Source organism: Bradyrhizobium sp. F1.13.3 (genome assembly GCF_040548265.1).
Taxonomy (GTDB): Bacteria; Pseudomonadota; Alphaproteobacteria; order Rhizobiales; family Xanthobacteraceae; genus Bradyrhizobium.
This window is the reverse complement of sequence record NZ_JBEPRI010000018.1, coordinates 82288-109068: the sequence shown is the minus strand read 5'-3', so window position 1 is coordinate 109068 and position 26781 is coordinate 82288. Positions and strand designations below refer to the sequence as shown.

Genomic DNA, 26781 nt, shown 5'->3' with positions numbered 1-26781 from the left:
TCAACTCGTTGACCACGAAGCGGTCTCAACGTACACAAGATGGTATCCGAAATTGGCTGCAGGTCTCTAAAATTTTCGCGATTTCAATGAGTTAACTACGGGAATGGGGTTCGCTCCCACTCTCTCCGCCATCAGCCCCGTCCGGCCAATCTATACCTTGCGTCCCTCTCGCCCGTCCGCAACACCCTTCCATCGGCGATCGCTGCTGACATGGCGATGCTATGCAGCTGCAGGCAAATGCTCCAATTGTCGCTGTCCAAATGGCGGCGTCAAAACCCGGGCGCGATGCGGCAATCTGGCGGCAGTTTATTCCATCATTCAACCAGTACATGCGTCGTTGGAAAAGAACCAAAGGTGCATGAGCGCTGCCGCGTGCTTCGGCCGCCACAATGCGTCGCGACGGCTCGCCATGCAGAAACGCGCCTGTACACGGTCGCGTGACCTCCATAACTTCCGCGGCGCAATGTGAGGAGATGCGACGTGGCGAAGAAGACTGCGATCAGGAAGAAAACTGCTGCGAAGAAAGCAGCGAAGACCTCCAGCAAGAAAACCGCCGTTCGCAAGGGCAAGGCTGCGAAGGCTGCAACGAAGCCGGTCAAGCAGGCAGCCCCGCGCAAATCGTCCGCACCGCGCCGTCCCAAGGGCCCGGCCTGGCAATGGTCGGCGGTCGAGACCGCAGCCGCAATCCGCTCCGGCGCCATCTCCGCGGTCGAGACCGTCGAGGCGCATCTCGATCGGATGCGTGCCGTCAACCCGAGGCTGAACGCCGTCGTCGTCGATCTCTCGGAGGAGGCGCTGGCTGCGGCGCATGCGGCCGACAAGCGGCGCGCGAAGGGCGGCGAGCTCGGCCTTCTGCATGGCGTACCGATCACGATCAAGGAGAATGTCGATTACGAAGGCCGTCCGAATTTCAACGGCGTGCCGGCGAACAAGGACCTCATCGCGCCGTCGGATTCGCCGGTGGTGCGCAACCTGAAGAGAGCTGGCGCGATTGTCATCGGCCTCACCAACACGCCGGAATTCTCCTTCCGCGGGTTCACCGACAATCCATTGCACGGGCTGACGCTCAATCCCTGGGATCCGGATATCACCTGCGGTGGCTCCTCGGGCGGTGCGGGTTCGGCGGTCGCCGCCGGCATCGGCACCATCGCGCACGGCAACGACATCGGCGGCTCGCTGCGCTGGCCGGCGCATTGCAACGGGGTTGCGACCATCAAGCCGACGCAGGGGCGTATCCCGGCGTTCAACGCAAGCGCAACCGCCGAACGGCCGATGCTGGCGCATCTGATGTCGGCGCAGGGGCCGCTCGCCCGCCACGTCGCCGACGTCAGGCTCGGGCTGGAGGTGATGAGCCAGCGCGATCCACGCGATCCCTGGTGGGTGCCGGCGCCGCTGGTCGGACCGAAGCCGAAGGGGCCGATCAAGGTCGCGCTCGCCAGGATTCCTGAAGACATGGACGTCGATCCGCACGTCGCGGCGGCGTTGCGCCAGGCCGCCGATCATCTGGAGCGTTCCGGCTATCGGGTCAGCGAGGTCGAGGTGCCCGACATCGACGGCGTCTGGCAGACCTGGTGCGACATCATCACCAACGAGACGATGGTGATGCAGGAAGCGGGCATGTTGAAGGTGACGTCCGAAGACTTTCACAAGGCGTGGGGCGGCATGAAAGCCAAGGCCAACGTGCTCGACCTCAAAGCCTGGATGCAGGCGACCGCCGCGCGCAACGGCCATATCCGCGCCTGGCAGCTGTTCTTCGAGGAGTATCCGGTGGTGCTGGCACCGACCACGGTGAAGCCGATTCCGGGCCCGCGCGAGGATACTGTCAGCCCCGAGCGCGTGCGCGAGATTTTCTGGGGCGAAATCCGCTTCATCTCCGCGATCAACGTGCTGGGCTTGCCCGGCGCCGTGGTGCCGGTGGCGCTGCACGACGGCAAGCCGATCGGCGTGCAGCTCATTGCCGGGCGCTATCGCGAGGACCTCGCGCTCGATGCGGCGACCGCGATCGAGAAACGCGCCGGCGTGCTCGCCCATCGGCTGTGGGAACAGATGGACTGACAGGGCAGCGAAGTTGTTTCCCTCTCCCCTTGTGGGAGAGGGTGGCTCGCCGCGCAGCGGCGAGACGGGTGAGGGGTCTCTCTCCGCTAACGCAAGCTTGGCCGTATGGATAGAGACCCCTCATCCGGCGCTTCGCGCCACCTTCTCCCACAAGGGGAGAAGGGAGTGCAGCGTGGTCGCTGCCTTCATTAACAATTTGACTTGAATTTTAGCCAATTCCCCAACAAGTGTTAGGGTTACTTCCTCGATCTCTAGACGAATTATTGTCCGCTTTACCACCCGCCTCTAACAGAGGGACGGCGGACAACGCACATGCCTCATACAGGCCAATAAGTGCGGCCCGCTCCACGCGGAGGTGGCACGATGCGCAACGAGACGATCGCTATTCACGCCGGCTACGAGCCCGAAGCCACCACGCACGCGGTTGCCGTGCCGATCTACCAGACCGCGGCCTACGCCTTCGATAGCGCCGATCACGGCGCGGCGCTCTTCAATCTCGAGACCGAAGGCTATCGCTATAGCCGCATCGCCAATCCGACCAGCGCGGTGCTGGAGAAACGTATCGCCGAGCTCGAGGGCGGCGTCGGCGCGCTTGCGGTCGCGACCGGGCAGGCCGCGCTGCATTTCGCCTTCGTCAATGTCGCCGATCACGGCGGCAACATCGTTTCCGTGCCGCAGCTCTACGGCACCACGCACACGCTGCTCTCGCACATCCTGCCGCGGCAGGGCATCACCGGCCGCTTCGCCGAGAGCGACAAGCCCGAGGCGATCGAAAAGCTGATCGACGAGAACACCCGCGCCGTGTTCGCCGAAACCATCGGCAATCCCGCCGGCAATGTCTGCGACATCGAAGCACTGGCGAAGATCGCGCATGCGCATGGCGTGCCGCTGATCGTCGACAATACCGTTGCAACCCCCATCCTGCTCAAGCCGTTCGATTACGGCGCCGACATCGCCGTGCATTCGCTGACCAAGTTTTTGGGCGGCCACGGCACCACGCTCGGCGGCGCCATCGTCGATTCCGGAAATTTCCCCTGGGCCAAGCACGCCGATCGCTTCCCGGGCTACAACAAGCCGGACGCCTCCTACCATGGCCTGGTCTATGCCGAGCGCTTCGGCAAGACGGCCTATATCGAACGCGCGCGCAGCATCTATCAGCGCACCATGGGTTCGGTGCTGTCGCCGTTCAACGCCTTCCTGCTGCTCCAGGGCATCGAGACCGTCGCGCTGCGCATGGAGCGCCACTGCGAGAATGCCCGCAAGGTCGCCGAATTCCTGCGCAAGGATCCGCGCGTCGCCTGGGTCAACTACACCGGTTTCCCGCATAGCCCCTATTATCCGCTGGTGCAGAAATATCTCGACGGCAACGCGTCGTCGCTGTTCACCTTCGGCATCAAGGGCGGCATGGAAGCCGGCAAGTCCTTCTATGATGCGCTGAAGCTGATCACGCGTCTCGTCAATATCGGCGATGCCAAGTCGCTGGCCTGCCATCCGGCCTCGACGACGCACCGGCAGATGTCGGCGGAGCAGCAGCGGGTCGCCGGTGTTTTGCCGGAAACGATCCGCTTGTCGATCGGTATCGAGCATTGCCAGGACATCATCGAGGACCTCGACCAGGCGCTGGAAAAGGCCTGCCCGTCCGCGCGCCTCCAGGCCGCGGAGTAGGCGGCCGCGCCGATGACGATCCTGATCGACAGGGATCAAGCCATATCGAGCCCGACGCTGGTGCCGCGAGCGGGTGATCTGGCGCGCGAGCCCGGCGGCACCGAGCTCACCATTGGCCTGATCAACAACATGCCGGATCCCGCGCTGAAGGCGACCGAGCGGCAGTTCATGAAGCTGCTGCAAGCCGCAGCAGGTCCGCGCCGCGTCCGCTTTCAATGCTTCTCGCTGCCCTCGGTCAAGCGCTCGCCGGAAGCGAGATGGCATGTCGAGAGCGAATATTCGGAACTCACCGAACTCAGGCGCCACAAGTTCGACGGTCTGATCGTGACCGGCGCCGAGCCGATCGCGCCCGAGCTCGACCAGGAACCGTACTGGCGCGACCTCACCGAGCTGATCGACTGGGCCAAGGTCAACACGCGCTCCACGATCTGGTCGTGCCTCGCTGCCCATGCCGCGGTGCTGCATCTCGACCGCATCGAAAGGCGGCCGCTGTCGGCCAAATGTCACGGCATTTTCGACTGCGAGGCCGTGACCAGCGATCCGCTGACGCGGGCCGCGCCTGCGCCGCTCAAGGTCCCGCATTCGCGTCTCAACGAGATCGCCGAGAGCGACCTCGCGCAGGCCGGCTACCAGGTGCTGACGCGCTCGGCAAAGGCCGGCGTCGACATCTTCGTCCGGCAATATGCCAGCCGCTTCGTGTTCTTCCAGGGCCATCCGGAATATGACGCGCTGTCGCTTCAGCGTGAATATCTGCGCGACGTCGGCCGTTACCTCGCGCGTGAGCGCGACAATTATCCGCATTTGCCCGTGAGCTATTTTGACGCTGCGAGCGAAGAGAAGCTGGTGCGCTTCGAGAAGCAGGCAAGGCACCAGCGCCACCCCGCGCTCAGCAACGAACTGCCGGCGCTGAATTTGCGTGCCGATATCGCCGCGGGCAGCGCCGCGGCGGCATTGTTCCGGAACTGGCTGCAATATCTCGGTGCGGAGACCGACGCGTCGGTGCTTGCACGATAGGTCAGGACGGCGGGGTCGACGTTAGGACTAACGAAGTGTGAAGCTTGCCTCGAGCAGCGCACGAATGCTTCAGTGAGGGGCGGGGCAGACAGGAAATGCGAGTCGTGTGGTCGGCACTCCAGGGACGCGTGAGCAATCGGCTGGCCCGGCATTTCCGCGCCGCGCCGCACCGGCTGCCCGCGCATGCGCCCATGGTGAGCTTTACCTTCGACGATGCCCCCGATAGCGCCGCAGGCGAGGGGGCCGGGCTTCTGGAGCAGCATGGCGGCCGCGGCACGTTCTATCTCGCCGGCAGCCTGGTCGATCGTCCCTCGGACCACTGGCACGGGCTGTCAAACGACGCCGTGGTGCGGCTTCACCGGGCCGGACACGAGATTGCCTGCCATACTTTCTCGCACCTGAGTGCGGTCAATCTCGACGAGGCCGCCATGGCCCGCGAGATCGAGCGAAACCGCAGCCATTTTCGCGCCATCGATTCCTCGATCACGCTGGAAAATTTCGCTTACCCCTATGGCATCGCGTCGGTGTGGCGCAAGCCGCAGCTCGCCAAGACCTTCCGCTCGGCGCGCGGCATCCTTCCCGGCGTCAATCGCGACGTCATCGATCTCCAGTTCCTGAGGGCCTCGCCCCTGGTCGATTGCGAGATCGATATTGCCGGTGTCGATCGCTATTTCGACGAGGCGGTCGAGAGCGGCGGATGGCTGATCTTCTACGGTCATGACGTCGCCAACGCGGCGAGCCCGTATGGCTGCACGCCGCACCTGATGCGCCATGCGCTGCAGGCCGCCGGGAAGCGCGACATGCCAATCGTGACGGTCGCGGAAGCGTTGCGAAGGATAGGGGCGTAGCGACTTCTTCCCTTCTCCCCTTGTGGGAGAAGGTGGCGCGAAGCGCCGGATGAGGGGTTGTTTCCGCGAATTCAACTGCAGCAGGCTCACGCGCGGAGAGGTACCCCTCACCCGTCTCGCCGCTACGCGACGAGCCACCCTCTCCCACAGGGGGAGAGGGGAAGACTCGCGTCTCGCTCCGCAAACAGTCTTGCCACGCCTGCGCGGTCATGCGACTGGCCTTGGGACGAATCCCAGGTCCGCCACTCCATGTCCCCTCCTTCCACCGCTCCGCTTCCTGCGCTCCAAAACGGCCGCGATGCGCTGTCGGTGCTGCGTTCGGTGTTCGGCCTGCCCGGGTTCCGCGGCGCGCAGGGCGAGATCATCCGGCACGTCACCGACGGCGGCAATTGCCTGGTGCTGATGCCGACCGGCGGAGGCAAGTCGCTGTGCTATCAACTGCCGGCGCTGCTGCGCGAAGGCTGCGGTGTCGTAGTGTCGCCCTTGATTGCACTGATGCGCGACCAGGTCGCCGCCATGCTCGAAGCAGGCGTCAACGCCGCCGCGCTGAACTCGTCGCTGACCCCGCAGGAAGCCTCCGATATCGAGCGGCGCCTGATCGCGGGTGATCTAGACCTGCTCTATGTCGCGCCGGAGAGACTGGTGACGCCGCGCTGCCTGGCGCTGCTGGCGCGGGCGAAGGTGGCGCTGTTCGCGATCGACGAGGCGCATTGCGTCTCGCAATGGGGGCATGATTTCCGCCCCGAATATGTCGGCCTGTCGATCATCGCCGAGCGCTTTCCCGACGTGCCGCGCATCGCGCTGACTGCGACGGCCGACGAGTTGACCCGCAAGGAAATCGTCGAGCGGCTTCAGCTTGCAGACAGTCCGCACTTCGTCTCCAGCTTCGATCGTCCCAACATCCGTTATGAGATCGTCGACAAGCGCAATGCGGTGTCGCAGCTCAAGGATTTCATTCGGGATCGTCACGCGGGCGATGCGGGCGTCGTCTATTGCCTGTCCCGCAAACGCGTGGAGGAGGTCGCTGCCGCGCTCGACGACGCCGGCATTGCGGCGTTGCCCTATCACGCCGGGCTCGACAGCAGCGTGCGCTCGCGCAACCAGGACCGCTTCCTCAACGAGGACGGCATTGTCATCGTCGCGACCATTGCCTTCGGCATGGGCATCGACAAGCCCGACGTGCGCTTCGTCGCGCATCTCGATCTGCCCAAGAGCATCGAGGCCTATTACCAGGAGACAGGACGCGCCGGCCGTGACGGCAAGCCGTCGGCGGCCTGGATGGCCTACGGTCTCTCGGACATCGTGCAGCAGCGCCGCATGATCGACGAGTCGAGCGGCTCCGAGGAATTCAAGCGGGTCTCGATCGGCAAGCTCGATGCGCTCGTTGGCCTTGCCGAAACGCCGCACTGCCGGCGTCGGCGGCTGCTCGCCTATTTCGGCGAGATCGTGATGGGCGAGGGCTGCGGCAATTGCGACAATTGCCTGACGCCGCCGAAAATGCGCGACGGCAAGGTGCTGGCGCAAAAACTGCTATCCTGTGCCTATCGCACCGGGCAGCGTTTCGGCGCGATGCATCTCATCGACGTGCTGATCGGACGCCTGACCGAGAAGGTGACGCAGTTCGGCCACGACAAGCTGACGGTGTTCGGCATCGGACGCGAGCTCAACGAGAAGCAGTGGCGCACGGTGCTGCGGCAGCTCGTGGCGATGGGACATTTGCAGAGTGACAGCGAAGCGTTCGGCGCGCTGAAGCTGACGGATTCGTCGCGCGGCGTGCTGCGGGGCGAAACGGAAGTGTGGCTGCGCGAGGAAGCGCCCGGCGCCCGGATCCGTTCGAGCCGCGCCAAGTCCCGCCGCGGTGATCTGGCGCCGGCGCCCGGCGCGCCGCAGGGCGATGTCGATCCTGAATTGCGTACGCGGCTACGAGCGTGGCGCTCGGATATTGCCCGCGAACGTGGCGTTCCGGCCTATGTCGTGCTGCACGACGCCACCATCGACGGCATCGTTCGCGCATGGCCGACCACGCTGGACGAGCTGCGCAACGTGCCCGGCATCGGCGACAAGAAGCTCGAGCATTACGGCGACGAGCTGCTGCAGATCGTCAGGACGCGGTAGGGCGCGGTGGCGGTTGTTAGCGCGCCAACTCTCTCCACATCGTCATCCCAGACAAGCGCAGCGAAGCGGAGCGCAGATCCGGGATCCATACCGCGTGATTTGTCTTGGGGCACGCGCGACGACGCTCCTCGCCAAACTGCTCCCGGGGTTATGGGTCCCGGCCCCCGTGCGCAATTGCGCACTAGGCCGGGACGACAGCGGTAAATGAGGCGCGAGGTGCGGCCTACCTCAGCCGTTCCTGAACGCATACCCGTAGCCGTTCAGCGCCGGCGCGCCGCCGAGATGGGCGTAGAGGATCTTGGCGCCCTTCTCGAAATAGCCCTTTTGCGTAAGGTCGATCAGGCCCTGCATCGACTTTCCCTCGTAGACGGGGTCGGTGATCATGGCTTCGAGACGCGCGGTGAGGCGGATCGCCTCCTTGGTCTCTTCCGACGGCACGCCATAGGCGGGATACGCGTAATCCTCGATCAGCACGACGTCGTCGGCGACGAGATCCTTGCCGAGCTCGACGAGCTTGGCCGTGTTCTGTGCGATCGAGAGCACCTGCGCCTTGGTCTGCGCCGGGGTGAAGGAGGCGTCGATGCCGATCACCTTTCGCGCGCGGCCATCGGCGGCGAAGCCGACCAGCATGCCGGCATGGGTCGAGCCGGTGACGGTGCAGACCACGATGTAGTCGAACTTGAAGCCGAGCTCAGCTTCCTGCTTGCGCACTTCTTCGGCGAAGCCGACATAGCCGAGCCCGCCGAATTTGTGCACGGAGGCGCCGGCGGGAATCGCATAGGGCTTGCCGCCCGCCGCCTTCACCTCCTCTATCGCCTCCTCCCAGCTCTTGCGGATGCCGATGTCGAAGCCGTCGTCGACCAGGCGCACGTCGGCGCCCATGATGCGGGAGAGCATGATGTTGCCGACGCGGTCATAGACGGCGTCCTCGTGCGGCACCCAGGCCTCCTGCACCAGGCGGCACTTCATGCCGATCTTGGCCGCCACCGCCGCGATCATGCGGGTGTGGTTGGACTGCACGCCGCCGATCGAGACCAGCGTGTCGGCGTTGGACGCGATCGCGTCGGGGATGATGTATTCGAGCTTGCGCAGCTTGTTGCCGCCGTAGGCGAGGCCGGAATTGCAGTCCTCGCGCTTGGCATAGACCTCGACATTGCCGCCGAGATGCTTTGACAGCCGCTCCAGCTTCTCGATGGGTGTCGGACCAAAGGTCAGCGGATAGCGCGCGAATTTTTCGAGCATCGTCAGGTCATCCTGATTGGCGTTAATGTCTGCGAAAACGCTAGCATCGGGCTGCAAAAAGGTGCTTTCAAATATTGCGCCTCTGTTGCGCGTGATCTTACGAAAATGGCGTGAAGCTGTGCTATTCCTTTCGGATTAGATGCTAATCACGGAAGCTTCTTCCATGTCCGCTCGTCTCGATCGTATCGACCTTAAGATGTTGCGATTGCTGCAAAATAACGGCCGCCTCAGCAACGCGGAGCTGGCCGAAACCGTCGCCATCAGTCCCGCCACCTGCCATCGCCGCACCCAGCGCCTGTTCGAGCACGGCTTCATCGCCGCCGTCCGCGCCATGGTCGCGCCGAAGAAGGTGGCAAAGGGCACGCTGGTGATGGTCGGCGTCGTGCTCGACCGTTCGACGCCGGAGAGCTTTGCGATCTTCGAGCAGGCGATCACCAGGCTGAAATTCGTGCTCGACTGTCACCTCGTCGCCGGCGACTTCGACTATTTCCTCAAGATCCGCGTCGGCGACATGGAAGACTTCAACCGTATCCACGGCGAGCAGCTGATCGCGCTGCCCGGCGTGCGCCAGACCCGCACCTTCTTCGTGATGAAGGAAGTCGTCGACAACGCGCCGCTGGAGTTTTGAGCGGGAGCTATTGATGCGCGATCCGCATCATGAGAGATTCAGCCGATGCAGACATTTCCCTTCCGGCATCTCAATCCGGCCGGACCGGCCTATCGGCGCGGATGGGTCGACGAAGCCGTCGCCGCGATCGAGGCCGACCAGTGCCGCACGGCCGACACGCATCTGATCCGGCTGATCGTGCCGGCGCTATCAGGCATCGACATCTATCTGAAGGATGAGTCGACGCATCCGACCGGCAGCCTGAAGCACCGGCTCGCGCGCTCGCTCTTCCTTTACGCGCTCTGCAACGGCCACATCCGCGAAGGTACGCCTGTCGTCGAGGCCTCGTCGGGATCGACCGCGGTGTCGGAAGCCTATTTTGCACAGATGATCGGCGTGCCCTTCTATGCCGTGATGCCGCGCACGACCTCGGCGGAGAAGATCGCCGCGATCGAGCATTACGGCGGTAATTGCCATCTGATCGACGACGGCCGTGCGCTGTATGCGGAGGCCGGCGCGCTGGCCAAGCGGCTGGGCGGCCACTACATGGACCAGTTCACCTTCGCCGAGCGCGCCACCGACTGGCGCGGCAACAACAACATCGCCGAATCCATCTTCACCCAATTGCAGGGCGAGCCGCGCCCGCTGCCGGACTGGATCGTGATGGGCGCGGGCACCGGCGGCACCTCGGCCACCATCGGACGCTATTTGCGTTACCGCCAATATCCGACGCGGCTGTGCGTCGCCGACGTCGAGCATTCCGCTTTCTTCGACTGCTTCAGCTCGCAGGACCGCTCCCATATTTGCGACCGCCCCTCGCTGATTGAAGGTGTCGGCCGGCCGCGCTGCGAACCCTCCTTCGTGCCGGGCGTGGTCGACCGCATGATGAAGATCCCCGATGCGGCGACGATCGCGGCGATGAACGTGCTGTCGCGCCGGCTGCGCCGCCCGGTGGGAGGCTCTACGGGCACCAATTTCCTGGCGCTGTGCCGGCTCGCCTCGGAGATGCGAAAGACGAATCAGACGGGGTCGCTGGTGACGCTGATCTGCGATTCCGGCGAGCGCTACCGGCAGACCTATTATGAGCCCGCCTGGCTGAAAGCGCGCGGTCTCGATCCAGCGCCGTTCGAGGCGGCCCTGTCGTCGTTCCTCGACACAGCGCAACCACTGGCGCTTGAGTTCGAAGACGTAACAAATCCGCAGAACTTGCGAAATCCTGAGGCCTTATAGCTGGCGCCTCCCTGCCATTTACAAAATTGCACGGCCGTCACGGCAACTTCACTTGCCTTGCGCCGTCGCGCGGGCGAGCCTCGCGCCTCTCAACGAGGAGACTCTGCCGTGCGCCTTCCCATTCTCGATCCGAAAGACCTGAGTGCCGAACAGAAGCCGCTCTATGACGACATGCGAGCCGGCATCAAGGACCACTTCAAGGGCTTTGTGAACATGCGCGACGATGGCGCGCTGCTCGGTCCCTGGAATCCCTGGATCCGTGAGCCGCGCTTCGGCAAGCCCGTGTGGGAGCTGGTCAAGGCGATCGCGGCGAACCCGCTGCTGCCGGCGCCGGTGCGTGAGGTCGCGATACTCGTCACCGGCTCGCATTTCCGCTCCGGCTACGAGCTCTATGCGCATGTGCTGGTCGCCGAGCAGCGCGGCCTCTCCGACGAGAAGCTCGCGACCATCGTCGCCGGACAGCGCCCGGTGGATCTCACAAAGCAGGAGGCGGTCGCCTACGACGTGGCGTCCGCATTGGTCAGCGGCGGCGTGCTGCCGGAACTGACTTATCGAGCCGCGGTCAAGGAATTCGGCGAGCACGGCGCGGCCGAACTGTCCTATCTCGTCGGCGTTTACTGCATGGTGTCGGTCACGCTGAACACGTTCGACGTGCCGGTGCCGGAATAGATCTGCGGTGCGATCACTCCGCCGCCTTGTTCATGGGCGGCGGGGGCGACCAGGCAATACAGCGGTTGCGACCGTCGGCCTTCGCCTGGTAGAGCGCGTGATCGGCCGCGCTCATCAAGGCGTCGATGCCGGACATGCTGACACTGGCTTCCGCAATGCCGATGCTCACGGTGACGCCGAACTGAACCTGATTGGCAACGATCTGCGAGCTCATTACGCGCTTGCGGATTCTCTCGGCGACGATCCTTGCACGCGACAGGCTGGTCTCCGGCAGCAGAATCGCGAACTCCTCGCCACCGAAGCGGCCGACGACGTCCGATTTGCGCTTGCCATCGAGGCATGCGGCCGACACGGCCTTGATCGCCTCGTCTCCGACCGCGTGACCATAGCGATCGTTGACCGACTTGAAATGGTCGATGTCGAGCATCAGGACCGAAACAGAGCGATAGTAGCGCTGGAAGCGGCTCCATTCGGCCTCGAGCGAGCCGAGCAAATGGCGGCGGTTATAGAGGCCCGTGAGCGGGTCGGTGGTGGCCAGACGCTCCAGCATGTTGGCCTTGTTGGTGAGATCGGTAATGTCGACATAGGTCAGCATGCGGCCGCCGTTCGACATCGTGGTGCAGTGGGCCCTGATCCGCCGAGCATCCGGTGTCTGGAGGTCGCGCACATGATCGCCCGCCTTGACCTCGGCGATGCGCTTGACGGGAAATTTCGCCAGTTCGTTAGCCGGAAGATCGGGCGCGCTCGCACGGTGCACCCGGCTCACCAACGATGCATAGGTCGGGCGGGCGGCGGCTTCCTGTTCGCTCACGTCCCAGAACCGCCGCATCCGCCGGTTCATGAAGCTGGCGTTGAGATCGCGGTCGAGCAGCAGCACGCCGTCCTCGACATTCTCGAGGGCATCGCGCAGCAATTTCAGTTCGTCGGAATAGCGCACGATGTCGGTGACCGGCGTATAGGTCAGCATTCGCCCGCCGTCGGGCAGAGGCGTGCATTGCATCCGAACGACGTCGCCGCCGGTACGGCGCAGGTCGCGCGGCGACGCATCGCCTGCCTGTATTTGACGGACGCGCTCGGCGACATAAGACTCCAGCTCGGCCGGCGGAATCTCGTAGGCGAGCGTATCGCGGCCATGATGCATCAGCGTCGCAAATGACGGGTTGCTGTTGGCGACTTCCTCCGGCAGGAGCCACATCTGCCGGAACGCCCGATTGATCAACTGCGCGCGGAGATTGGCGTCCAGCAGCACGATGCCCAGCGGAACGAAATCGAGAGCCGCGCGAAGCGCTAGCATCTGTCCACGTATCAGCGAATCGGTTCGCCGCTCCTGCTCGTCGACGGCCTTCGGCTCGATATGATTTTCCGCTCCGAGCGCAACCCCGACCTGACGGTCCGACCGCCAGAGCACACGGCAGGAGAAGACCTCCTGGCCTGCGAGCCGGAGCTGGAACCGATCGGGCACGCCGAGGCTGCTCTGCATCTCCAGCATCGCGCCGTCTTCGGACATCCGGCGCACGACGCAATCGATCGTCGACTGGCCGAAGTTGAAGAAGATCTGGCCGGCGAGGAACGTTCGTTCCGATACCAAGCGGGGCATTCCCAACCTCCCAGGCGAAAGCGGCCCAGTTTGCCCGAAGCTTACTTGCAGAAGGGTAAGCTGGTGCGCGATTTTGCGAGAGGGCTAATAATTGGTTCACGCATCCGGCCGTCGTCTACCTCAACGATGAGGGGAGCGGCCGCTGTCGTGACAATCCGACGCGTCTGATGGCGGAACTGCCTGCTGGATTGTGATCGCCCGTGTGGTCACGCGGTGTCCGCAATCGGTGGACGGTGCGAATGCACGCAGGTACCTTGCCGTGACCGCACCGACACAGTCCCCCGCCAGAGTGCAGGCCGGACAATGGAGAACGACAGCCATGGACACGTCACGCCGCATCCTGCTCGCCGGACTGGCGGGACTCGCCGTTGCGCCGACCGCCGCAGGAGCCGCGGCCTCGGCCGCGTCCGATGATGTGACGGTCGCTGAAGAGCGCTTTGCGCGCATGATTGCGGCTGCCCATGCGCCCGACGTCACCTGCGCGCGACAAGCCGAGCGTTATGCGGACACGTATTGGCCAAACTACGTCGCGGCAGCGCGTTCCGTCATCGAGGCGAGAGCGTGAGGCATTCTCTTCCCTCTCCTGTCTTTGGAGATGGCAAAACGAGGTGTTTCACGTCCCTACCGCCCGCCTGACCTGCTCACCGATCTGCGACAGCACGAGCTGCGCCTGCGGCAGAATTGCGCCCATGGCGTGGAAATTGTGGACCATGCCCTCGTGGCAGACGTGCTCGACGGCGACGCCCGCGGCGAGCAGCTTGCGCGCATAGGCATTGCCCTCGTCTCGCATCGGGTCGAACTCGGCGGTGTGGATGATTGCGGTCGGCAGGCCCGCAAGCCGCGTCGCGCGCAAGGGCGAGATGCGGGGATCGGCGGCATCCAGGGCCTCGGGCAGATAGTCGGCGAGATCGGCTTCGATCGTGATGCGATCGATCAGGTGGCCCTCGGCGAACGCCTCGCGCGAAGGTGAGGCCTCCTCGAAATCCAGCACCGGGCAGATCAGGCATTGCGCGACGATGGAAAGGCCTGCGCTCTGCGCCGCCTCCTGGCACACGATCGCAGCGAGCGTTGCACCCGCGGAATCGCCGCCGAGCACCAGACGCCCGGCGTCGATGCCGAGCGATGCGGCCTCGCGCGCCACCCATTCGGTGGCTGCGATCGCATCGTCCACGGCGGCGGGGAATTTGTGCTCGGGCGCCAGCCGGTAATCGACCGAGACGAGACGGCAGCCGGTCGCATGTGCCAATGCCGCCGCGATGCGGTCATGCGTGGCAATGCTGCCGGCAACGAGGCCGCCGCCGTGAAAGAACACGAAGCCGGGCGCGCGATCATCGGCGCCTGCGGGTGAATAGAGGCGATAGGGCAGCGCGCCGCCGGGACCAGGCAGCACGCCGTCGGACGACGTCACGTCAGGCGCATCGGCGCGCGCAAACTGCATCAGTTTTGCCAATGATTGCCGGCGTGCCTCCACGCTGGGCCGGCTCCGTGCCTGCGGCGCAGCCGCAGCCATCATGGTCAACAAGCGCTTTGCGAGCGGATCGAGCGGCATGGGACTTCCTTTCCCTTCCGGGAGGGTAACTCACCATTCTCCCGCAGGGAATCATTTAGAAATTGCGCCCAATAGTGGCGCTATAATGCGGCACCACGCCAAGGGGAGGCCGGTCATGGCCGAGATCAAAAAGCCCATCGCATATTCACCGAGCTGGACCTTCTTCGAGGGCAAATGGCATGACGGCAATGTGCCGATCATGGGTCCGCGCACGCATGCGGCCTGGCTCGGCTCGGTCGTGTTCGACGGCGCGCGTGCGTTCGAAGGCGTCGCGCCCGATCTCGACCGCCACGTCGCCCGCGCCAATCAATCCGCGATCAACTTCGGCCTGAAGCCGGTGGTCGATACCGGAACCTGGATGACGCTCGCAAACGAGGGCATCGCGCGCTTCGCGCCGAATGCCGAGCTCTACGTCCGTCCGATGTACTGGGCACGGAACGGCTCGGGCGGCGGCGTGCTGTTCGATCCCGAGACCACCGATTGGTGCCTGTGCATCTACGAGGCGCCGATGCCGAAACCCGTCGGCAGCGCGATCACGCTGTCGCCGTTCCGCAGGCCCACCGCCGAATGCGCTCCAGTCGAGGCCAAGGCCGCCTGTCTCTATCCGAACAATTCGCGCGCGCTTGCAGAGGCCGCCTCGCGCGGCTTCCAGAACGCGCTGATGCTCGACATGCTCGGCAACGTCGCGGAGTTCGGCAATTCCAACGTGTTCATGGCCAAGGACGGCGTGGTCTACACGCCGGTGCCGAACGGCACCTTTCTCAACGGCATCACCCGCCAGCGCGTCATCAGCCTGCTTCGCGCCGATGGCGTCACCGTGTTCGAGAAGACGCTACGCTATGCCGACTTCCTCGCCGCCGACGAGATCTTTTCGACCGGCAATTTCGCAAAAGTCGCGCCGGTGATCCGTATCGACGACCGCGAGCTGAAGCCGGGCCCGCTCTACATTCGCGCGCGGAAGCTCTATTGGGACTTTGCCCACGCGGTGAAGCTGGCGGCTTGATTCGCGCTGCCCTTAGCTGTGTCGCTTGAACCGGCTGAACTGAAAGGCCTGCGTCGAATTCCACGGCGTGTGGTGCGCCTCGTTGCGCGTTTCGACCAGCTCGAACCCCGGCCCGAGCTCAGCCGCAAGACTCGCGCTGTCATGACGCTGCACCGGCAGGCCGCTGCATTTCTCGGGGCCGTCGAGTGCAAACGTCGCAATGATGACGTGGCCGCCGGGCGCAACCGCCGACCGCAGCCGCTCGATGTATCCGGTCCTGTCGCGGGAGTCGGTCAGGAAGTGAAACGCCGCCCGATCGTGCCATAGATCGTATGCCTTTGTCGGGCGCCATGTCGTGGCGTCGGCAACGATCCAGTCGACCCTCGAAGCGGCTGTGCCAATTCGCTTCTTTGCAGCATCAAGCGCATTGGCTGAGAGATCCAGCACGGCGACGTCGCGATATCCGTCCAGCAGGAGAGCATCGACAAGTCGCGATGCGCCGCCGCCGATGTCGATGATCGCGGCCGCGCGGTCCGGATTGGCCGCCCGGATCATCGCGAGCGAAGTCGCCGGACTGTTCTGAAACCAGCTGACCTCGGCTTCGCCCTTGGTGGCGTAAACATTGTCCCAATGGGTGCTTCGGTCGGACATGCGCGTCCTCCGGCTTGCCGGGAGCCGGCGCAGAGGGACGATCTACTCGTCCTTCTTCGACATCCGCTCGAGGCGTTCCTGCATGTCCTTCATCTGCTGGCGCAGATCGTCGATGTTGCTGTCCTTCGGCGCCTCGGCGGTCGCCTCCGGGGCCGGCTCCGCGGAGCCTGCGGGGCGTGCCGCGCCGGGCGCGAAAGGCTTGAACATCGAGAAGGTCTGCTGGAACAGCTCCATGTTGCGGCGGACCTGTTCCTCCAGCGGCGCAAACGGGGTTCCGGACAGGGAGGTGGCGATCTGCTTGCGGAACTTCTCCTGCTCCTGAGTGAGCGACGCGATGGCCTGTTCCAGATATTTCGGCACCACCATCTGCATGCTGTCGCCGTAGAAGCGGATCAGCTGGCGCAGGAAGGTGGTCGGCAGCAGGTTCTGGCCGGCCTTGTTCTCCTGCTCGAAGATGATCTGGGCGAGCACGGAGCGGGTGATGTCGTCGCCGGTCTTGGCGTCGTAGACTAGGAAATCTTCGCCGTCCTTGACCATGGCGGCGAGGTCTTCCAGCGTCACGTAAGTGCTCGTTCCGGTGTTATAGAGCCGGCGGTTCGCGTATTTCTTGATCGTGGTGGGTTGGTCTGATTTCGCCATGGGCTCTCACTTGCAAGACGCGGAGAACGGGAACCTGTCGGGCTATGCCGCAGGGCGGGAAGAGTACGCAACGCAACAAAATAAGCATTTTCAAAGGGGTCACGCTACCGTTTTGTGCGCCACGGTTAATCGGGCAGCAAAAACGTGCTTGCGAAAGCGCCAAGAACGCTATTTTGAATGCGCTGCGGGATGAATTCGGCCGCCGGCCGATTGACATGCCTCAACGACGTTAACAGGATGCCGTCCGAGACTGGCGAGCCGTTTCCCCAGCCCCGTCTGCCCCCATACAACCCAGGAGATGCCCATGTCAGACGATGTCGTCATCGTCAGCGCCGCCCGCACCCCGGTCGGAAGCTTCAACGGAGCGTTCGCAACCCTTCCCGCCCATGATCTCGGGGCCATCGCCATCAAGGCCGCGCTGGAGCGCGGCGGCATCGAGCCCGGCCGGGTCTCCGAAGTCATCATGGGCCAGATCCTGACCGCCGCCCAAGGCCAGAACCCGGCCCGTCAGGCTTCGATCAATGCCGGCATTCCGGTCGAGAGCCCGGCCTGGGGCGTCAACCAGCTCTGCGGCTCGGGTCTGCGCACCGTTGCGCTCGGCTATCAGGCGCTGCTCAACGGCGATTCCGAGATCGTGGTCGCCGGCGGGCAGGAATCCATGAGCATGGCTCCGCACGCCCAGTACCTGCGTGGCGGCGTAAAGATGGGTGCAGTCGAATTCATCGACACCATGATCAAGGACGGCCTGTGGGACGCCTTCAACGGCTATCACATGGGCAACACCGCCGAGAACGTCGCGCGGCAGTGGCAGATCACCCGCGCCCAGCAGGACGAGTTCGCGGTCGCCTCGCAGCAGAAGGCCGAGGCCGCGCAGAAGGCCGGTAAATTCAACGACGAAATCGTTCCCGTCACCATCAAGGGACGCAAGGGCGATGTCGTCGTCAGCGCCGACGAATATCCGCGCCATGGCGCAACGGTCGACGCGATGGCGAAGCTCCGTCCCGCCTTCGAGAAGGACGGCACGGTCACCGCGGGCTCTGCGTCCGGCATCAATGACGGCGCTGCCGCCGTGGTGCTGATGACCGCCAGGCAAGCCGCCAAGGAAGGCAAGAAGCCGCTCGCGCGCATCGTGTCCTGGGCGCAGGCGGGCGTCGATCCGAAGATCATGGGCTCTGGCCCGATCCCGGCCTCGCGCGCCGCGCTGAAGAAGGCCGGCTGGAATGTCGGCGATCTCGACCTGATCGAGGCCAACGAAGCCTTCGCGGCGCAGGCTTGTGCCGTCAATAAGGATCTCGGCTGGGATACTTCCAAGGTCAACGTCAACGGCGGCGCGATCGCGATCGGCCATCCGGTCGGCGCCTCCGGCGCGCGCGTTCTGGTGACGCTGCTGCATGAAATGCAGAAGCGCGATTCGAAGAAGGGCCTCGCCACGCTGTGCATCGGCGGCGGCATGGGTATCGCGATGTGTGTGGCGCGCGACTGAGATAGTTGACGCATCATTTGCGCGTGCGCTGCACGCGTTGCTGAGTGCGTTGCACGCGATTAAAAAGGCAGCGGTTGCAAATCAAATATTCTTCGCAACCGTACAAGCCTCAATTAAAGAGAAACGCCCGGCTCGACGCCGGGCGTTTTGTTCTTGATGTCCGTCAAACGTCCCCCATAATCCGCACTTAAAAACGATCACTCAGAAACGTCCGAAGAGTCCAAGGGAAGGAAATACGATATGGCACGTGTTGCATTGGTGACGGGTGGTACGCGGGGCATCGGAGCTGCAATCAGCAAGGCGCTGAAGGCGGCTGGCTACAAGGTTGCGGCGAGCTATGCCGGCAACGATGCGGCGGCGGAGAAGTTCAAGGCCGAGACCGGCATCGCGGTCTACAAATGGGACGTCAGCAATTTCGATGCCTGCGCCGAGGGCGTGAAGAAGGTCGAGGCCGAGGTCGGCCCGATCGACGTGCTCGTCAACAATGCCGGCATCACCCGCGACACCGCCTTCCACAAGATGACCCTCGAGCAGTGGAACGCCGTCATCAATACCAACCTCGGTTCGCTGTTCAACATGACGCGTCCAATCATCGAAGGCATGCGTGCGCGCAAGTTCGGTCGCATCATCTCGATCTCGTCGATCAACGGCCAAAAGGGACAGTTCGGCCAGGTCAACTATTCCGCGGCGAAGGCCGGTGACATCGGCTTCACCAAGGCGCTCGCGCTCGAGAACGCCAAGGGCGGCATCACCGTCAACGCGATCTGTCCCGGCTACATCAACACCGAAATGGTGCAGGCCGTGCCAAAGGACGTCCTGGAAAAGAACGTGATCCCGCAGATCCCGGTGAACCGGCTCGGTGAACCGGAAGAGATCGCGCGCGCGGTCGTGTTCCTGGCGGCGGACGAGGCCGGCTTCATGACCGGCTCGACGCTGACCATCAACGGCGGCCAATACCAAGCCTGATGACGCCAATTCTCTCGGCTGGACGTCGCTGAGCCAAATGCCTGTAGCTTCAGGCGCGACAAGGCGATAGTGAAGACGAAAATGCCCGGCCTTGTGCCGGGCATAAACGTCCTCAGAGCCTTTTGATCGATGACTCCCCGCACGGCAACGCTGATCGGATTGACCGCGATCCTGATGTGGTCGCTGCTGTCAGTAATGACGGTGGCGACCGGAAAAATCCCGGCGTTCCAGCTCGCCGCGATGACGTTCGCGATCGGCGGTCTGGTCGGCCTGCTCACTTGGATCGGCCGCGGCGAGGCGGCCAAAAGCCTGCGTCAGCCGCTGGTCGTGTGGACCGTCGGTGTCGGCGGACTGTTCGGCTATCACGCGCTGTATTTCCTCGCGTTGCGCTTTGCGCCACCGGCTGAAGCCGGCCTGCTGAATTATCTGTGGCCACTCCTGATCGTGCTGTTCTCGTCGTTTCTGCCGGGCGAGCGGCTGGCCGCGCATCACATCGTCGGCGCCATGCTCGGCCTCGTCGGCACCGTGCTGCTGTTCGCCGGCAACACCTTGGGCTTCACGCCGGAGCAATTGCCGGGATTGGCCGCGGCCTTCATCGCAGCGTTCGTTTGGGCAACCTATTCGGTGCTGTCGCGGCGCTTGAAGGCAGTGCCGACCGATGCGGTCGCCGGATTCTGCCTCGCCACCGCGGTGCTTGCCGCGCTGATGCATGGACTGCTTGAAACCACCGTATGGCCGGACACCACGCTGCAATGGCTTTCCGTCATCGCGCTCGGCATCGGTCCCGTCGGTGCTGCGTTCTACGCCTGGGACATCGGCATGAAGCGCGGCGACATCCGCGTGCTGGGCGCCGCCTCCTATGCGACGCCGCTGCTCTCGACCGGCTTCCTCATCGCCGCTGGCTTTGCGAAGGCGAGTGCCAATATCACCATCGCCGCGATCCTGATCGCCGGCGGCGGCCTGATCGCGGCGAAGGACATGGTGCTGCGGAAGCGATGAGGCGCTCGTTCGCCATACTGCTGATCTCGATGCTCCCAGCTCCGGGCGCCGTGGCGCAAGTCAGCGCGGCGCCCGAAACATTCACCGGCGTTTATCGGAACGAGCACGCGAATGGCCGGCCCGAGACCGTTACGATAAGCGATGGAAAATCCTTCATTGAATTGACAGAGGAAGATTATCGAGCCGGTGGTTATCGGCCGGCCTATGAGAGGCTTCCGGCGAGGTTTGTTCGTCGAATACCCGTGCGGAAGCCCACTCCAGCCGACCAGGATTGATCCGCAGCTAAAGCGCCGGCTGCCAACCCGGCGGCCGATACATCGCCTCCGGAATCTGTCCGAGTTCGGAGCGCTGCAAGCGTTGTGGCATTAGGCCGTAGAACTCCTGGAAGCTGAGGATCAGCGGCCGCCATTTGTCCGGATCGATGCGGTTGCTTGCACCGTCCATCATGATGTTGGGATGCGCATGCACGCGGGTAATGCGGACCTCGATCGCGGCCAGATGGCCGCGAAAGACCTGATCGTCCTGCGCCATCTCGTGCATATGCGCGACCTTGGCTTCCATCTGCACGGGGCACTCGGCCGCGCGTGGTGCGCCGACCGTTTCGCCTGCCAGCGCTGTCAATCCGCAAACGCTGAACTTGTCCTTTTCGTGCCGATAGCCGCGATAGAGTTTGCCGGGCGGCACCGGAGCCGATCCCGTGGTCCGTGCGAGGCGATCGACCGCGGCTACGAGATCGGCGGACGGCAGATTGAGCACGCATTCGCCCGTGCGAATCATGTTCTCGGTGGTCTTGGAATTCCGGGCCAGTCCCAGCATGCAGCGCCACCCGACCCACCATGCCGACGACATCGGCGCGAGATTGGAAGTGCCGTCTTCATTGGTTGAGCCGATGAGGACGACGGGCGTGCCGAAATACAAAATGGCCGGGTCGATCTGGACGGCGGCGGGGCCGAGTATTCCGTGCATCGTGCGCTCCTGTTCGCTGGAAGCGCTGTCCTAAGGCGTGACGCGGACCGAACCCACCCGATTCCAGATTGAGATTCAGGGCTCCCACCCCTTCGGCGCGAGCTCGAACTTGGCGAACTCGAAGGCGGGTGCCACGGTGCAGCCGACCAGGGTCCACTCGCCGGTGGTCTCCGCCGTCTGCCACGCATCGGCCGGCACGATCGCCTGTGGCCGCTCGCCGTTCAACAGATCCGTGCCGAGCCGCACCTCGTGCTGGGAGCAGCCGTCGTGGGCGATGCGCAGCGTCAGCGGGCTGCCGGCGTAATAGTGCCAGCTCTCGACAGCATCGATGCGATGCCAGTGCGAGCGCTCGCCGCGCGCCAGCAGGAAATAGATCAGGGTCGAGCGCGCGCGGCCGTTGGCGTCCGTGGTTTGGTCGCGAAACGTCTCGCGGTAATGCCCGCCTTCGGGATGTGGGCGGAGTTCGAGGCGCGCGATGATCTCGGCTGCGGTCGGCATCGATTCCCGTCAGGATTTGTTCTTCAAGACTTGTTCTTCAAGATTTGTTCTTGCGCTCGCGCAGCTCTCCGAACACCGCGGTGGCATCCGCGCCCTTCATGTGCAGCCTGGCTGCGATCGACGGTTCATCGGCGCGCAGGAACACGTTTGTCCGCTTCTCATCACCAAGCAGCGAGGGAATGGTCGGCTTGTTCTCGGCCCGCAGCCTCGCCACCTCCGCCGCGCGCGCCTGCAGCGCCGCATTGTCGGGATCGACGGTCAGCGCGAACTTGACGTTGGATGCCGTATATTCATGGCCGCAATAGAGATTGAAGTCGTCGGGCAGGGCACGCAGCTTCAGAAGCGAATCCCACATCATCGGATAGGTGCCCTCGAACACGCGGCCGCAGCCGATCGAGAACAGCGTGTCGGCGGCGAACAGCGCTTTCTCGGTGTCGAACACGTAGGAGATGTGGTCGAGCGTGTGGCCGGGCGTCTCCAGTACACGCCCCAGCAAGCTGCCGACCTTGACGATTTCGGCATTGGCGACGCGCAGGTCGACGTCTGCGATCTCCGTCGTCTTGTCATGCGGCGCGACGACGCGGCAATTGTATTTCTGCTTGAGTTCGGCGACCCCGCCGACATGATCGCCATGATGATGGGTGATTAGGATGTCGGTGAGCTGCCAGCCCTCGCGCTCGAGCGCCTTCACGATGGGGCCGGCCTCCGGCGCGTCGATCGACGCCGTCGCCTTGGTTTCCACATCGTGGATCAGATAACCGAAATTGTCGTTTAAACAGGTAAAAGTACGAATTTCGGCGGCCATGTCATCTCCATCGCGCTCAGCTCCGTCAGACAAATATGGCGTTAACGTTGCGCAGGCAATGCAATATTCCGCGCGCAGGGGCCGCCTCGTGCATGTTACATTGCGGTCATGACCATTGATGTCGTCGACCTCCGCGAGTTCTACTCCCGTCGCCTCGGGATTGTGGCGCGGCAAATGATCAATCGCGGCATTCGGGAGCGCTGGCCGCGCGTCGACGGCCAGCGGGTGCTCGGCTTCGGTTATCCCACACCCTATCTCGGGTTGTTCCGCGAGGACGCGGAGCGCTGCATTGCCTTCATGCCGTCGGCCCAGGGCGTCCTGAAATGGCCGACGGGACGGCCGGCGCTCGCCTCGCTGGTGGATGAGTTCTCGCTGCCGCTTCCCGACGCCGCGGTCGATCGCATCCTGCTGGTCCATGCATTGGAAATGTCGGACGATCCCGCCGCGCTGCTGCGCGAGGTGTGGCGCGTGCTGTCGCCGTCCGGCCGCATGATTGCGGTCATCCCGAACCGGCGCGGGGTGTGGACCCGCACCGACAGCACGCCGTTCGGTCACGGCCGGCCCTATTCGCGCTCGCAGATCACCGACCTGTTGCGCCAGACCTGGTTCACCCCGACCACCTGGGGCGAGGCGCTGTTCATGCCGCCTTATGCCGGCGGCTGGGTGCTGAAATCCGCGCAGATGTGGGAGCGCGCCGGCGCCGCGCTGTCGCTGCCCTTCGCCGGCGTGCACATCGTCGAGGCGACCAAGCAGGTCTACCGCGCGATCCCCGCCAAGCGCGAGCGGGCGCGGCTGATTCCCTCGCTGGCGAAGCCGGTGCTGGTACCGTCCTCGACGACGGCGACGCGCAGCTAAAAAAAATCGTCCCGGACATGCCGGGACGATTCAGGTCAGGGTATCTGGCGCAAGATGTCCGGCGAAAGGTTTACTCGCCGGGGGCCACTTCGTCGCTCGAGGCGGCCGGAGCGGCTTCGCGCTCGGGGCGCGGGCCATTCGGCCGGCGGCGCCGCCGCGGAAAGCGCTCGCCACCACCACCCTCGAAGCCGGCCTGGCCGGGCGCGCCACCGCTCACCTGCGGTTGCGGGCCGGTGATGAAAGAGGGCAGCCGATCGACGCTGACAGCGTCGGCGACGACGGGCTGGGGCTGGTTCAGCGGCAGCGGTTGCGGCTGGGGCTGATATTGCGGCTGCGGACGATGGTCGCGTTCGCGATGCTCGCGCGGCTGCTGGTTGTCGCGCTGATAGTGGTTGTCGCGGGGCTGATGATCACGCGGTTGATGATCGCGCGGGCCGTCGCGGTCGCGCGTGAAGGGCTGCGGCGGCGGCTGTGGGACAAAGCCCGGCTCCTGGCCGAAATTCGAGAAATTCTCGCCGTCGTCCTCGCCGTCGTCGCCGCTGCTGTTGCTGATGGGCTCATCGCCGCGCGGCTGCTGGTTCTGCCGGAACTGTTCCTGAGCCGTCGCGATCAGGCGAAAATAATGCTCGGCATGCTGGTAGTAGTTCTCGGCCGCAACGGGGTCTCCAGAGGAGCGCGCGTCGCGCGCGAGCTGGAGATACTTTTCAGCAATATGCGAAGCCGTGCCGCGGATCTTGATGTCGGGTCCGTTGGACTCGTAGACCCGGGTCATCGGGTTCTGGCCGCGCCGGTTATTATTGTTGTTATTGTTATTATTATTGTTGCGGTTGCGCATCCGCTGCTTGTTCTGACCGTTTCTCATGTCCTGCCTTTAATTCCAGCCCTAAAGGTTGCACGCATTACTGATTGCCGAGAGTGACCTGGTGACAGCGGTTCACATCGCTTGCGCGCAACCGCACGCAAGAGCGGATTGATCCCTGCCGATGTTCGTCGACCGTCGCGTTCAACAAAAGACGCGTTCCCCACCGCCAGCATCCATCGCCAGCGAACCCATTCATATCGCCTGCCGAAACAAGCCCTGCTTTGTTGCGTAAGTCTTCAAGCGCAATATCAGGCTTTCGTTCACGTTGCGGTCGGTAAGCAGCGCAGCTCAAATGGCCATCGCGCTCAACAGGACCTGCGGCTTGGAACCATTATCAGTAAGCTCTCGCCCGAGAGCCCGGCTTTCGCCCGTAGGTCTACGGGGCCGGCACCGATGTGTTGATCGGAAGGTAGTCGTTCCCAAGGGATATTCCAAGAGGTTTTTTGCAGACCAATCCGGCTTTTATGGGGGCATTTTCCGGGCCGAAACCGCCCGCGGGATGCCCGTCAGATCGGCCTTGGGCGGCCTGTCCACGACCAACGCGGCAGCCGTCATCAAGGTTTCAATATTCCGGGCCTGGCCCTGTCCGGCCTCGACGATCAGGGCTCCGCCGGGGGCGAGACGTTCAGCCCCCTGCGGGATCAGGGCCCGATAGGCGTCGTAACCGTCATTGCCGCCGTCGAGCGCCAGATGCGGATCGTGCTCGCGCACCTCGATGCTCAGTTTCGGAATTTCGGCCGACGGGATGTAGGGCGGGTTCGACACGATGAGATCGAACGGGCCGCGGAGCGCGGCTGCGTAGGAGCAGGCGACGAAGCTGGCGCGGTCGGCGAGGCCCAGAGCCGCGGCGTTGTCTCTGGCGGTCTTGATCGCGGTCAGACTGAGATCGGTGCCGACGCCGAAGGCGCCGGGAATTTCGTGCAGCAGCGCGAGCAGGATGGCGCCGGATCCGGTGCCGATATCAGCAATGCGGATCTGATGGGAGGCTTGCCGCTCGCGAAAGATTTCGAGCGCGAGTTCGACCACGGTCTCGGTATCGGGACGCGGCACCAGCGTTGCTTCCGACAGACGAAACGGCAGGCCCCAGAATTCACGTGTGCCGAGAATGCGGGCGACCGGCTCGCCGGCGATGCGGCGCCCGGCATATTGCGCGAGCCGCGACGTTTCGGCTTCCGCGAGCAGGCGGGCGGCCTGCGCGATGAGGCCTGTGAGATCAAGTCCGAGTGCCGCGCCGAGCAGGATACGCGCGTCGAGCTCGGCTTCTTCGAGCTGCGCCGATCTCAGTTGCGCGGCCAGCGCGCGCCGCGCGCTCTCAACGGATAATCGGGTGAAGGGATTGCTCACGCGCCGGTCACGCCGCCGCGCCCTGGGCGGCGAGCTGCGCGGCCTGGTGCTCGGTGGTCAGCGCGTCGGTCAGTTCGCCCAGCGCTTCGCCCGCCATCACCTGCGGCAGCTTGTAGAGCGTCAAATTGATGCGGTGATCGGTGACGCGTCCTTGCGGGAAATTATAGGTGCGGATGCGCTCGCTGCGATCGCCGGAGCCGACCTTCTCCTTGCGCTCGGCCGAGCGCGCCGCGTCGAGGCGTTGCTGCTCGGCGTCGTAGATGCGCGAACGCAGGATGTTCATGGCGGAAGCGCGATTCCTGTGCTGCGAGCGGCTGTCCTGCATCATCACCACGATGCCGGTCGGGATGTGGGTGATGCGGATCGCCGATTCCGTCTTGTTGACGTGCTGGCCGCCGGCGCCTCCGGCGCGCATCGTCTCGATACGCAAATCATCGTTCCTGATCTCGACGTCGACCTCCTCGACCTCGGGCATCACGGCGACGGTGGCGGCGGATGTGTGGATGCGCCCCTGCGTCTCGGTGTCCGGTACGCGCTGCACCCGGTGCACGCCGGACTCGAATTTCAGCTTCGAGAACGCGCCGCGGCCCTGCACCTCGGCGATGATTTCCTTATAGCCGCCGACGCTGCCCTCGCTTGCCGAGATCACCTCGACCTTCCAGCCCTGCAGGGCCGCGAAGCGCTCGTACATCCGGAACAAATCGCCGGCGAACAGCGAAGCCTCGTCGCCGCCGGTTCCGGCGCGGATTTCCAGCACCACGTTGCGGTCGTCCATGGCGTCCTTCGGCAGCAGCGCGACGCGGATCTTCTGGACCAGCTCCTCGATCTTGGGCGTCAGCTCGTCGCGCTCGGCTTCCGCCATGCCGCGCATCTCCGCATCGGTCGCGGGGTCGGCGATCAGCGCCTCGGTGTCGGCGAGCTCCTTGACGGCCGAGCGATAGGCTTTGACCGCTTCGATCAGCGGCGTGAGCTCGGCGAGCTCACGGGTGATCTGCACATAGCGTTCGGAGGCGAGCTGACCGAGCGATTCGGCCTCCAGCGAGGCGTGATGCGCGAGCAGGACGTCCAGTTTGGCTTCGGGGAGTGACGACATCGGTTCAGTCTCAAAAATGCGGAAAAGGGCGAGGCGGCGGGAAGGGG

The 26781-nt window shown here is 64.2% G+C and carries 25 protein-coding genes; 14 read left to right on the top strand and 11 right to left on the bottom strand.

Features of this window, described 5'->3' with window-relative positions:
• Positions 1 to 480: 480 nt before the first annotated feature.
• From ABIB66_RS35145 to recQ, 5 genes are all read left to right on the top strand, one after another.
• The gene (locus tag ABIB66_RS35145; protein WP_275172684.1) at positions 481 to 2055 is read left to right on the top strand and encodes an amidase family protein; all 1575 of its coding nucleotides are present in this window, start codon (positions 481 to 483) and stop codon (positions 2053 to 2055) included.
• Positions 2056 to 2418: 363 nt separating this feature from the next.
• Positions 2419 to 3720 (top strand): O-acetylhomoserine aminocarboxypropyltransferase/cysteine synthase family protein, encoded by a 1302-nt coding sequence (locus ABIB66_RS35140; RefSeq protein ID WP_275172685.1) that lies wholly within the window; start codon positions 2419 to 2421, stop codon positions 3718 to 3720.
• A gap of 12 nt (positions 3721 to 3732) precedes the next feature.
• Positions 3733 to 4734: a homoserine O-succinyltransferase MetA gene (metA, locus tag ABIB66_RS35135; RefSeq protein ID WP_354063346.1), complete on the top strand. Its 1002-nt coding sequence runs from the start codon at positions 3733 to 3735 to the stop codon at positions 4732 to 4734.
• Positions 4735 to 4838: 104 nt separating this feature from the next.
• Positions 4839 to 5582: a polysaccharide deacetylase family protein gene (locus ABIB66_RS35130; RefSeq protein WP_354063348.1), complete on the top strand. Its 744-nt coding sequence runs from the start codon at positions 4839 to 4841 to the stop codon at positions 5580 to 5582.
• 249 nt (positions 5583 to 5831) lie between these two features.
• Positions 5832 to 7697: a DNA helicase RecQ gene (recQ, locus tag ABIB66_RS35125; protein WP_354207396.1), complete on the top strand. Its 1866-nt coding sequence runs from the start codon at positions 5832 to 5834 to the stop codon at positions 7695 to 7697.
• A 228-nt stretch (positions 7698 to 7925) separates the two neighbouring features.
• Here the strand turns inward: recQ and ABIB66_RS35120 are convergent, their stop codons facing one another.
• Positions 7926 to 8939, bottom strand: a complete 1014-nt coding sequence (locus tag ABIB66_RS35120) for a 1-aminocyclopropane-1-carboxylate deaminase (protein WP_354063352.1) — start codon at positions 8937 to 8939, stop codon at positions 7926 to 7928.
• 163 nt (positions 8940 to 9102) lie between these two features.
• Between ABIB66_RS35120 and ABIB66_RS35115 the strand changes: the two genes are divergently transcribed.
• The 3 genes from ABIB66_RS35115 to ABIB66_RS35105 all read left to right on the top strand — a co-directional run bounded on the left by ABIB66_RS35115 (position 9103) and on the right by ABIB66_RS35105 (position 11445).
• Positions 9103 to 9567, top strand: a complete 465-nt coding sequence (locus tag ABIB66_RS35115; RefSeq protein WP_007599137.1) for an Lrp/AsnC family transcriptional regulator — start codon at positions 9103 to 9105, stop codon at positions 9565 to 9567.
• A gap of 45 nt (positions 9568 to 9612) precedes the next feature.
• Positions 9613 to 10776, top strand: coding sequence for a PLP-dependent cysteine synthase family protein (locus ABIB66_RS35110; RefSeq protein WP_354207398.1), 1164 nt, complete (start codon positions 9613 to 9615; stop codon positions 10774 to 10776).
• Between the two features lie 108 nt (positions 10777 to 10884).
• Positions 10885 to 11445, top strand: coding sequence for a carboxymuconolactone decarboxylase family protein (locus ABIB66_RS35105; protein ID WP_354063357.1), 561 nt, complete (start codon positions 10885 to 10887; stop codon positions 11443 to 11445).
• Between the two features lie 13 nt (positions 11446 to 11458).
• Here ABIB66_RS35105 and ABIB66_RS35100 read toward each other — a convergent pair whose 3' ends face one another.
• Positions 11459 to 13042, bottom strand: coding sequence for a sensor domain-containing diguanylate cyclase (locus ABIB66_RS35100; RefSeq protein WP_354207401.1), 1584 nt, complete (start codon positions 13040 to 13042; stop codon positions 11459 to 11461).
• A gap of 319 nt (positions 13043 to 13361) precedes the next feature.
• On the opposite strand from ABIB66_RS35100, the gene ABIB66_RS35095 reads away from it, so the two are divergent.
• The gene (locus ABIB66_RS35095; protein ID WP_354207403.1) at positions 13362 to 13607 is read left to right on the top strand and encodes a hypothetical protein; all 246 of its coding nucleotides are present in this window, start codon (positions 13362 to 13364) and stop codon (positions 13605 to 13607) included.
• A 48-nt stretch (positions 13608 to 13655) separates the two neighbouring features.
• Here ABIB66_RS35095 and ABIB66_RS35090 read toward each other — a convergent pair whose 3' ends face one another.
• Positions 13656 to 14591 carry an alpha/beta hydrolase gene (locus ABIB66_RS35090; RefSeq protein WP_354207405.1) on the bottom strand — a complete coding sequence of 312 codons (936 nt, stop codon included), beginning with the start codon at positions 14589 to 14591 and terminating at the stop codon, positions 13656 to 13658.
• A 115-nt stretch (positions 14592 to 14706) separates the two neighbouring features.
• Here ABIB66_RS35090 and ABIB66_RS35085 point away from each other — a divergent pair, with 115 nt between their 5' ends.
• A complete protein-coding gene (locus ABIB66_RS35085; protein ID WP_354207407.1) occupies positions 14707 to 15594 on the top strand; it encodes a branched-chain amino acid aminotransferase in 888 nt (295 codons plus the stop codon).
• 12 nt (positions 15595 to 15606) lie between these two features.
• On the opposite strand, the gene ABIB66_RS35080 is transcribed toward ABIB66_RS35085, so the two are convergent.
• Together ABIB66_RS35080 and phaR are read right to left on the bottom strand one after the other, a co-directional pair.
• Entirely contained in the window at positions 15607 to 16224 is a 618-nt protein-coding gene (locus ABIB66_RS35080; RefSeq protein ID WP_354207409.1) for a class I SAM-dependent methyltransferase, read from the bottom strand.
• 42 nt (positions 16225 to 16266) lie between these two features.
• Positions 16267 to 16863 (bottom strand): polyhydroxyalkanoate synthesis repressor PhaR, encoded by a 597-nt coding sequence (phaR, locus tag ABIB66_RS35075; protein ID WP_354063367.1) that lies wholly within the window; start codon positions 16861 to 16863, stop codon positions 16267 to 16269.
• 304 nt (positions 16864 to 17167) lie between these two features.
• On the opposite strand from phaR, the gene ABIB66_RS35070 reads away from it, so the two are divergent.
• From ABIB66_RS35070 to yddG, 3 genes are all read left to right on the top strand, one after another.
• Positions 17168 to 18346: an acetyl-CoA C-acetyltransferase gene (locus ABIB66_RS35070; protein ID WP_275172698.1), complete on the top strand. Its 1179-nt coding sequence runs from the start codon at positions 17168 to 17170 to the stop codon at positions 18344 to 18346.
• A 240-nt stretch (positions 18347 to 18586) separates the two neighbouring features.
• Entirely contained in the window at positions 18587 to 19312 is a 726-nt protein-coding gene (phbB, locus tag ABIB66_RS35065; protein WP_275172699.1) for an acetoacetyl-CoA reductase, read from the top strand.
• Positions 19313 to 19441: 129 nt separating this feature from the next.
• Positions 19442 to 20311 carry an aromatic amino acid exporter YddG gene (gene yddG, locus ABIB66_RS35060; RefSeq protein ID WP_354207412.1) on the top strand — a complete coding sequence of 290 codons (870 nt, stop codon included), beginning with the start codon at positions 19442 to 19444 and terminating at the stop codon, positions 20309 to 20311.
• Positions 20312 to 20593: 282 nt separating this feature from the next.
• Here yddG and ABIB66_RS35055 read toward each other — a convergent pair whose 3' ends face one another.
• From ABIB66_RS35055 to gloB, 3 genes are all read right to left on the bottom strand, one after another.
• On the bottom strand, positions 20594 to 21277 hold the full coding sequence (locus ABIB66_RS35055; protein ID WP_354207414.1) for a flavin reductase family protein: 684 nt from the start codon (positions 21275 to 21277) through the stop codon (positions 20594 to 20596).
• Positions 21278 to 21352: 75 nt separating this feature from the next.
• Positions 21353 to 21775: a cupin domain-containing protein gene (locus tag ABIB66_RS35050; RefSeq protein ID WP_354257733.1), complete on the bottom strand. Its 423-nt coding sequence runs from the start codon at positions 21773 to 21775 to the stop codon at positions 21353 to 21355.
• 37 nt (positions 21776 to 21812) lie between these two features.
• Entirely contained in the window at positions 21813 to 22580 is a 768-nt protein-coding gene (gene gloB, locus ABIB66_RS35045) for a hydroxyacylglutathione hydrolase (RefSeq protein WP_354207416.1), read from the bottom strand.
• A gap of 108 nt (positions 22581 to 22688) precedes the next feature.
• Here gloB and ABIB66_RS35040 point away from each other — a divergent pair, with 108 nt between their 5' ends.
• Entirely contained in the window at positions 22689 to 23435 is a 747-nt protein-coding gene (locus ABIB66_RS35040) for a class I SAM-dependent methyltransferase (protein WP_354063374.1), read from the top strand.
• A gap of 70 nt (positions 23436 to 23505) precedes the next feature.
• Here the strand turns inward: ABIB66_RS35040 and ABIB66_RS35035 are convergent, their stop codons facing one another.
• From ABIB66_RS35035 to prfA, 3 genes are all read right to left on the bottom strand, one after another.
• A complete protein-coding gene (locus tag ABIB66_RS35035) occupies positions 23506 to 24297 on the bottom strand; it encodes a DUF4167 domain-containing protein (RefSeq protein ID WP_063992452.1) in 792 nt (263 codons plus the stop codon).
• 462 nt (positions 24298 to 24759) lie between these two features.
• Positions 24760 to 25641, bottom strand: coding sequence for a peptide chain release factor N(5)-glutamine methyltransferase (gene prmC, locus ABIB66_RS35030; protein WP_354207419.1), 882 nt, complete (start codon positions 25639 to 25641; stop codon positions 24760 to 24762).
• A 7-nt stretch (positions 25642 to 25648) separates the two neighbouring features.
• Positions 25649 to 26734, bottom strand: coding sequence for a peptide chain release factor 1 (prfA, locus tag ABIB66_RS35025; RefSeq protein ID WP_354257730.1), 1086 nt, complete (start codon positions 26732 to 26734; stop codon positions 25649 to 25651).
• Between the last annotated feature and the right edge of the window lie 47 nt (positions 26735 to 26781).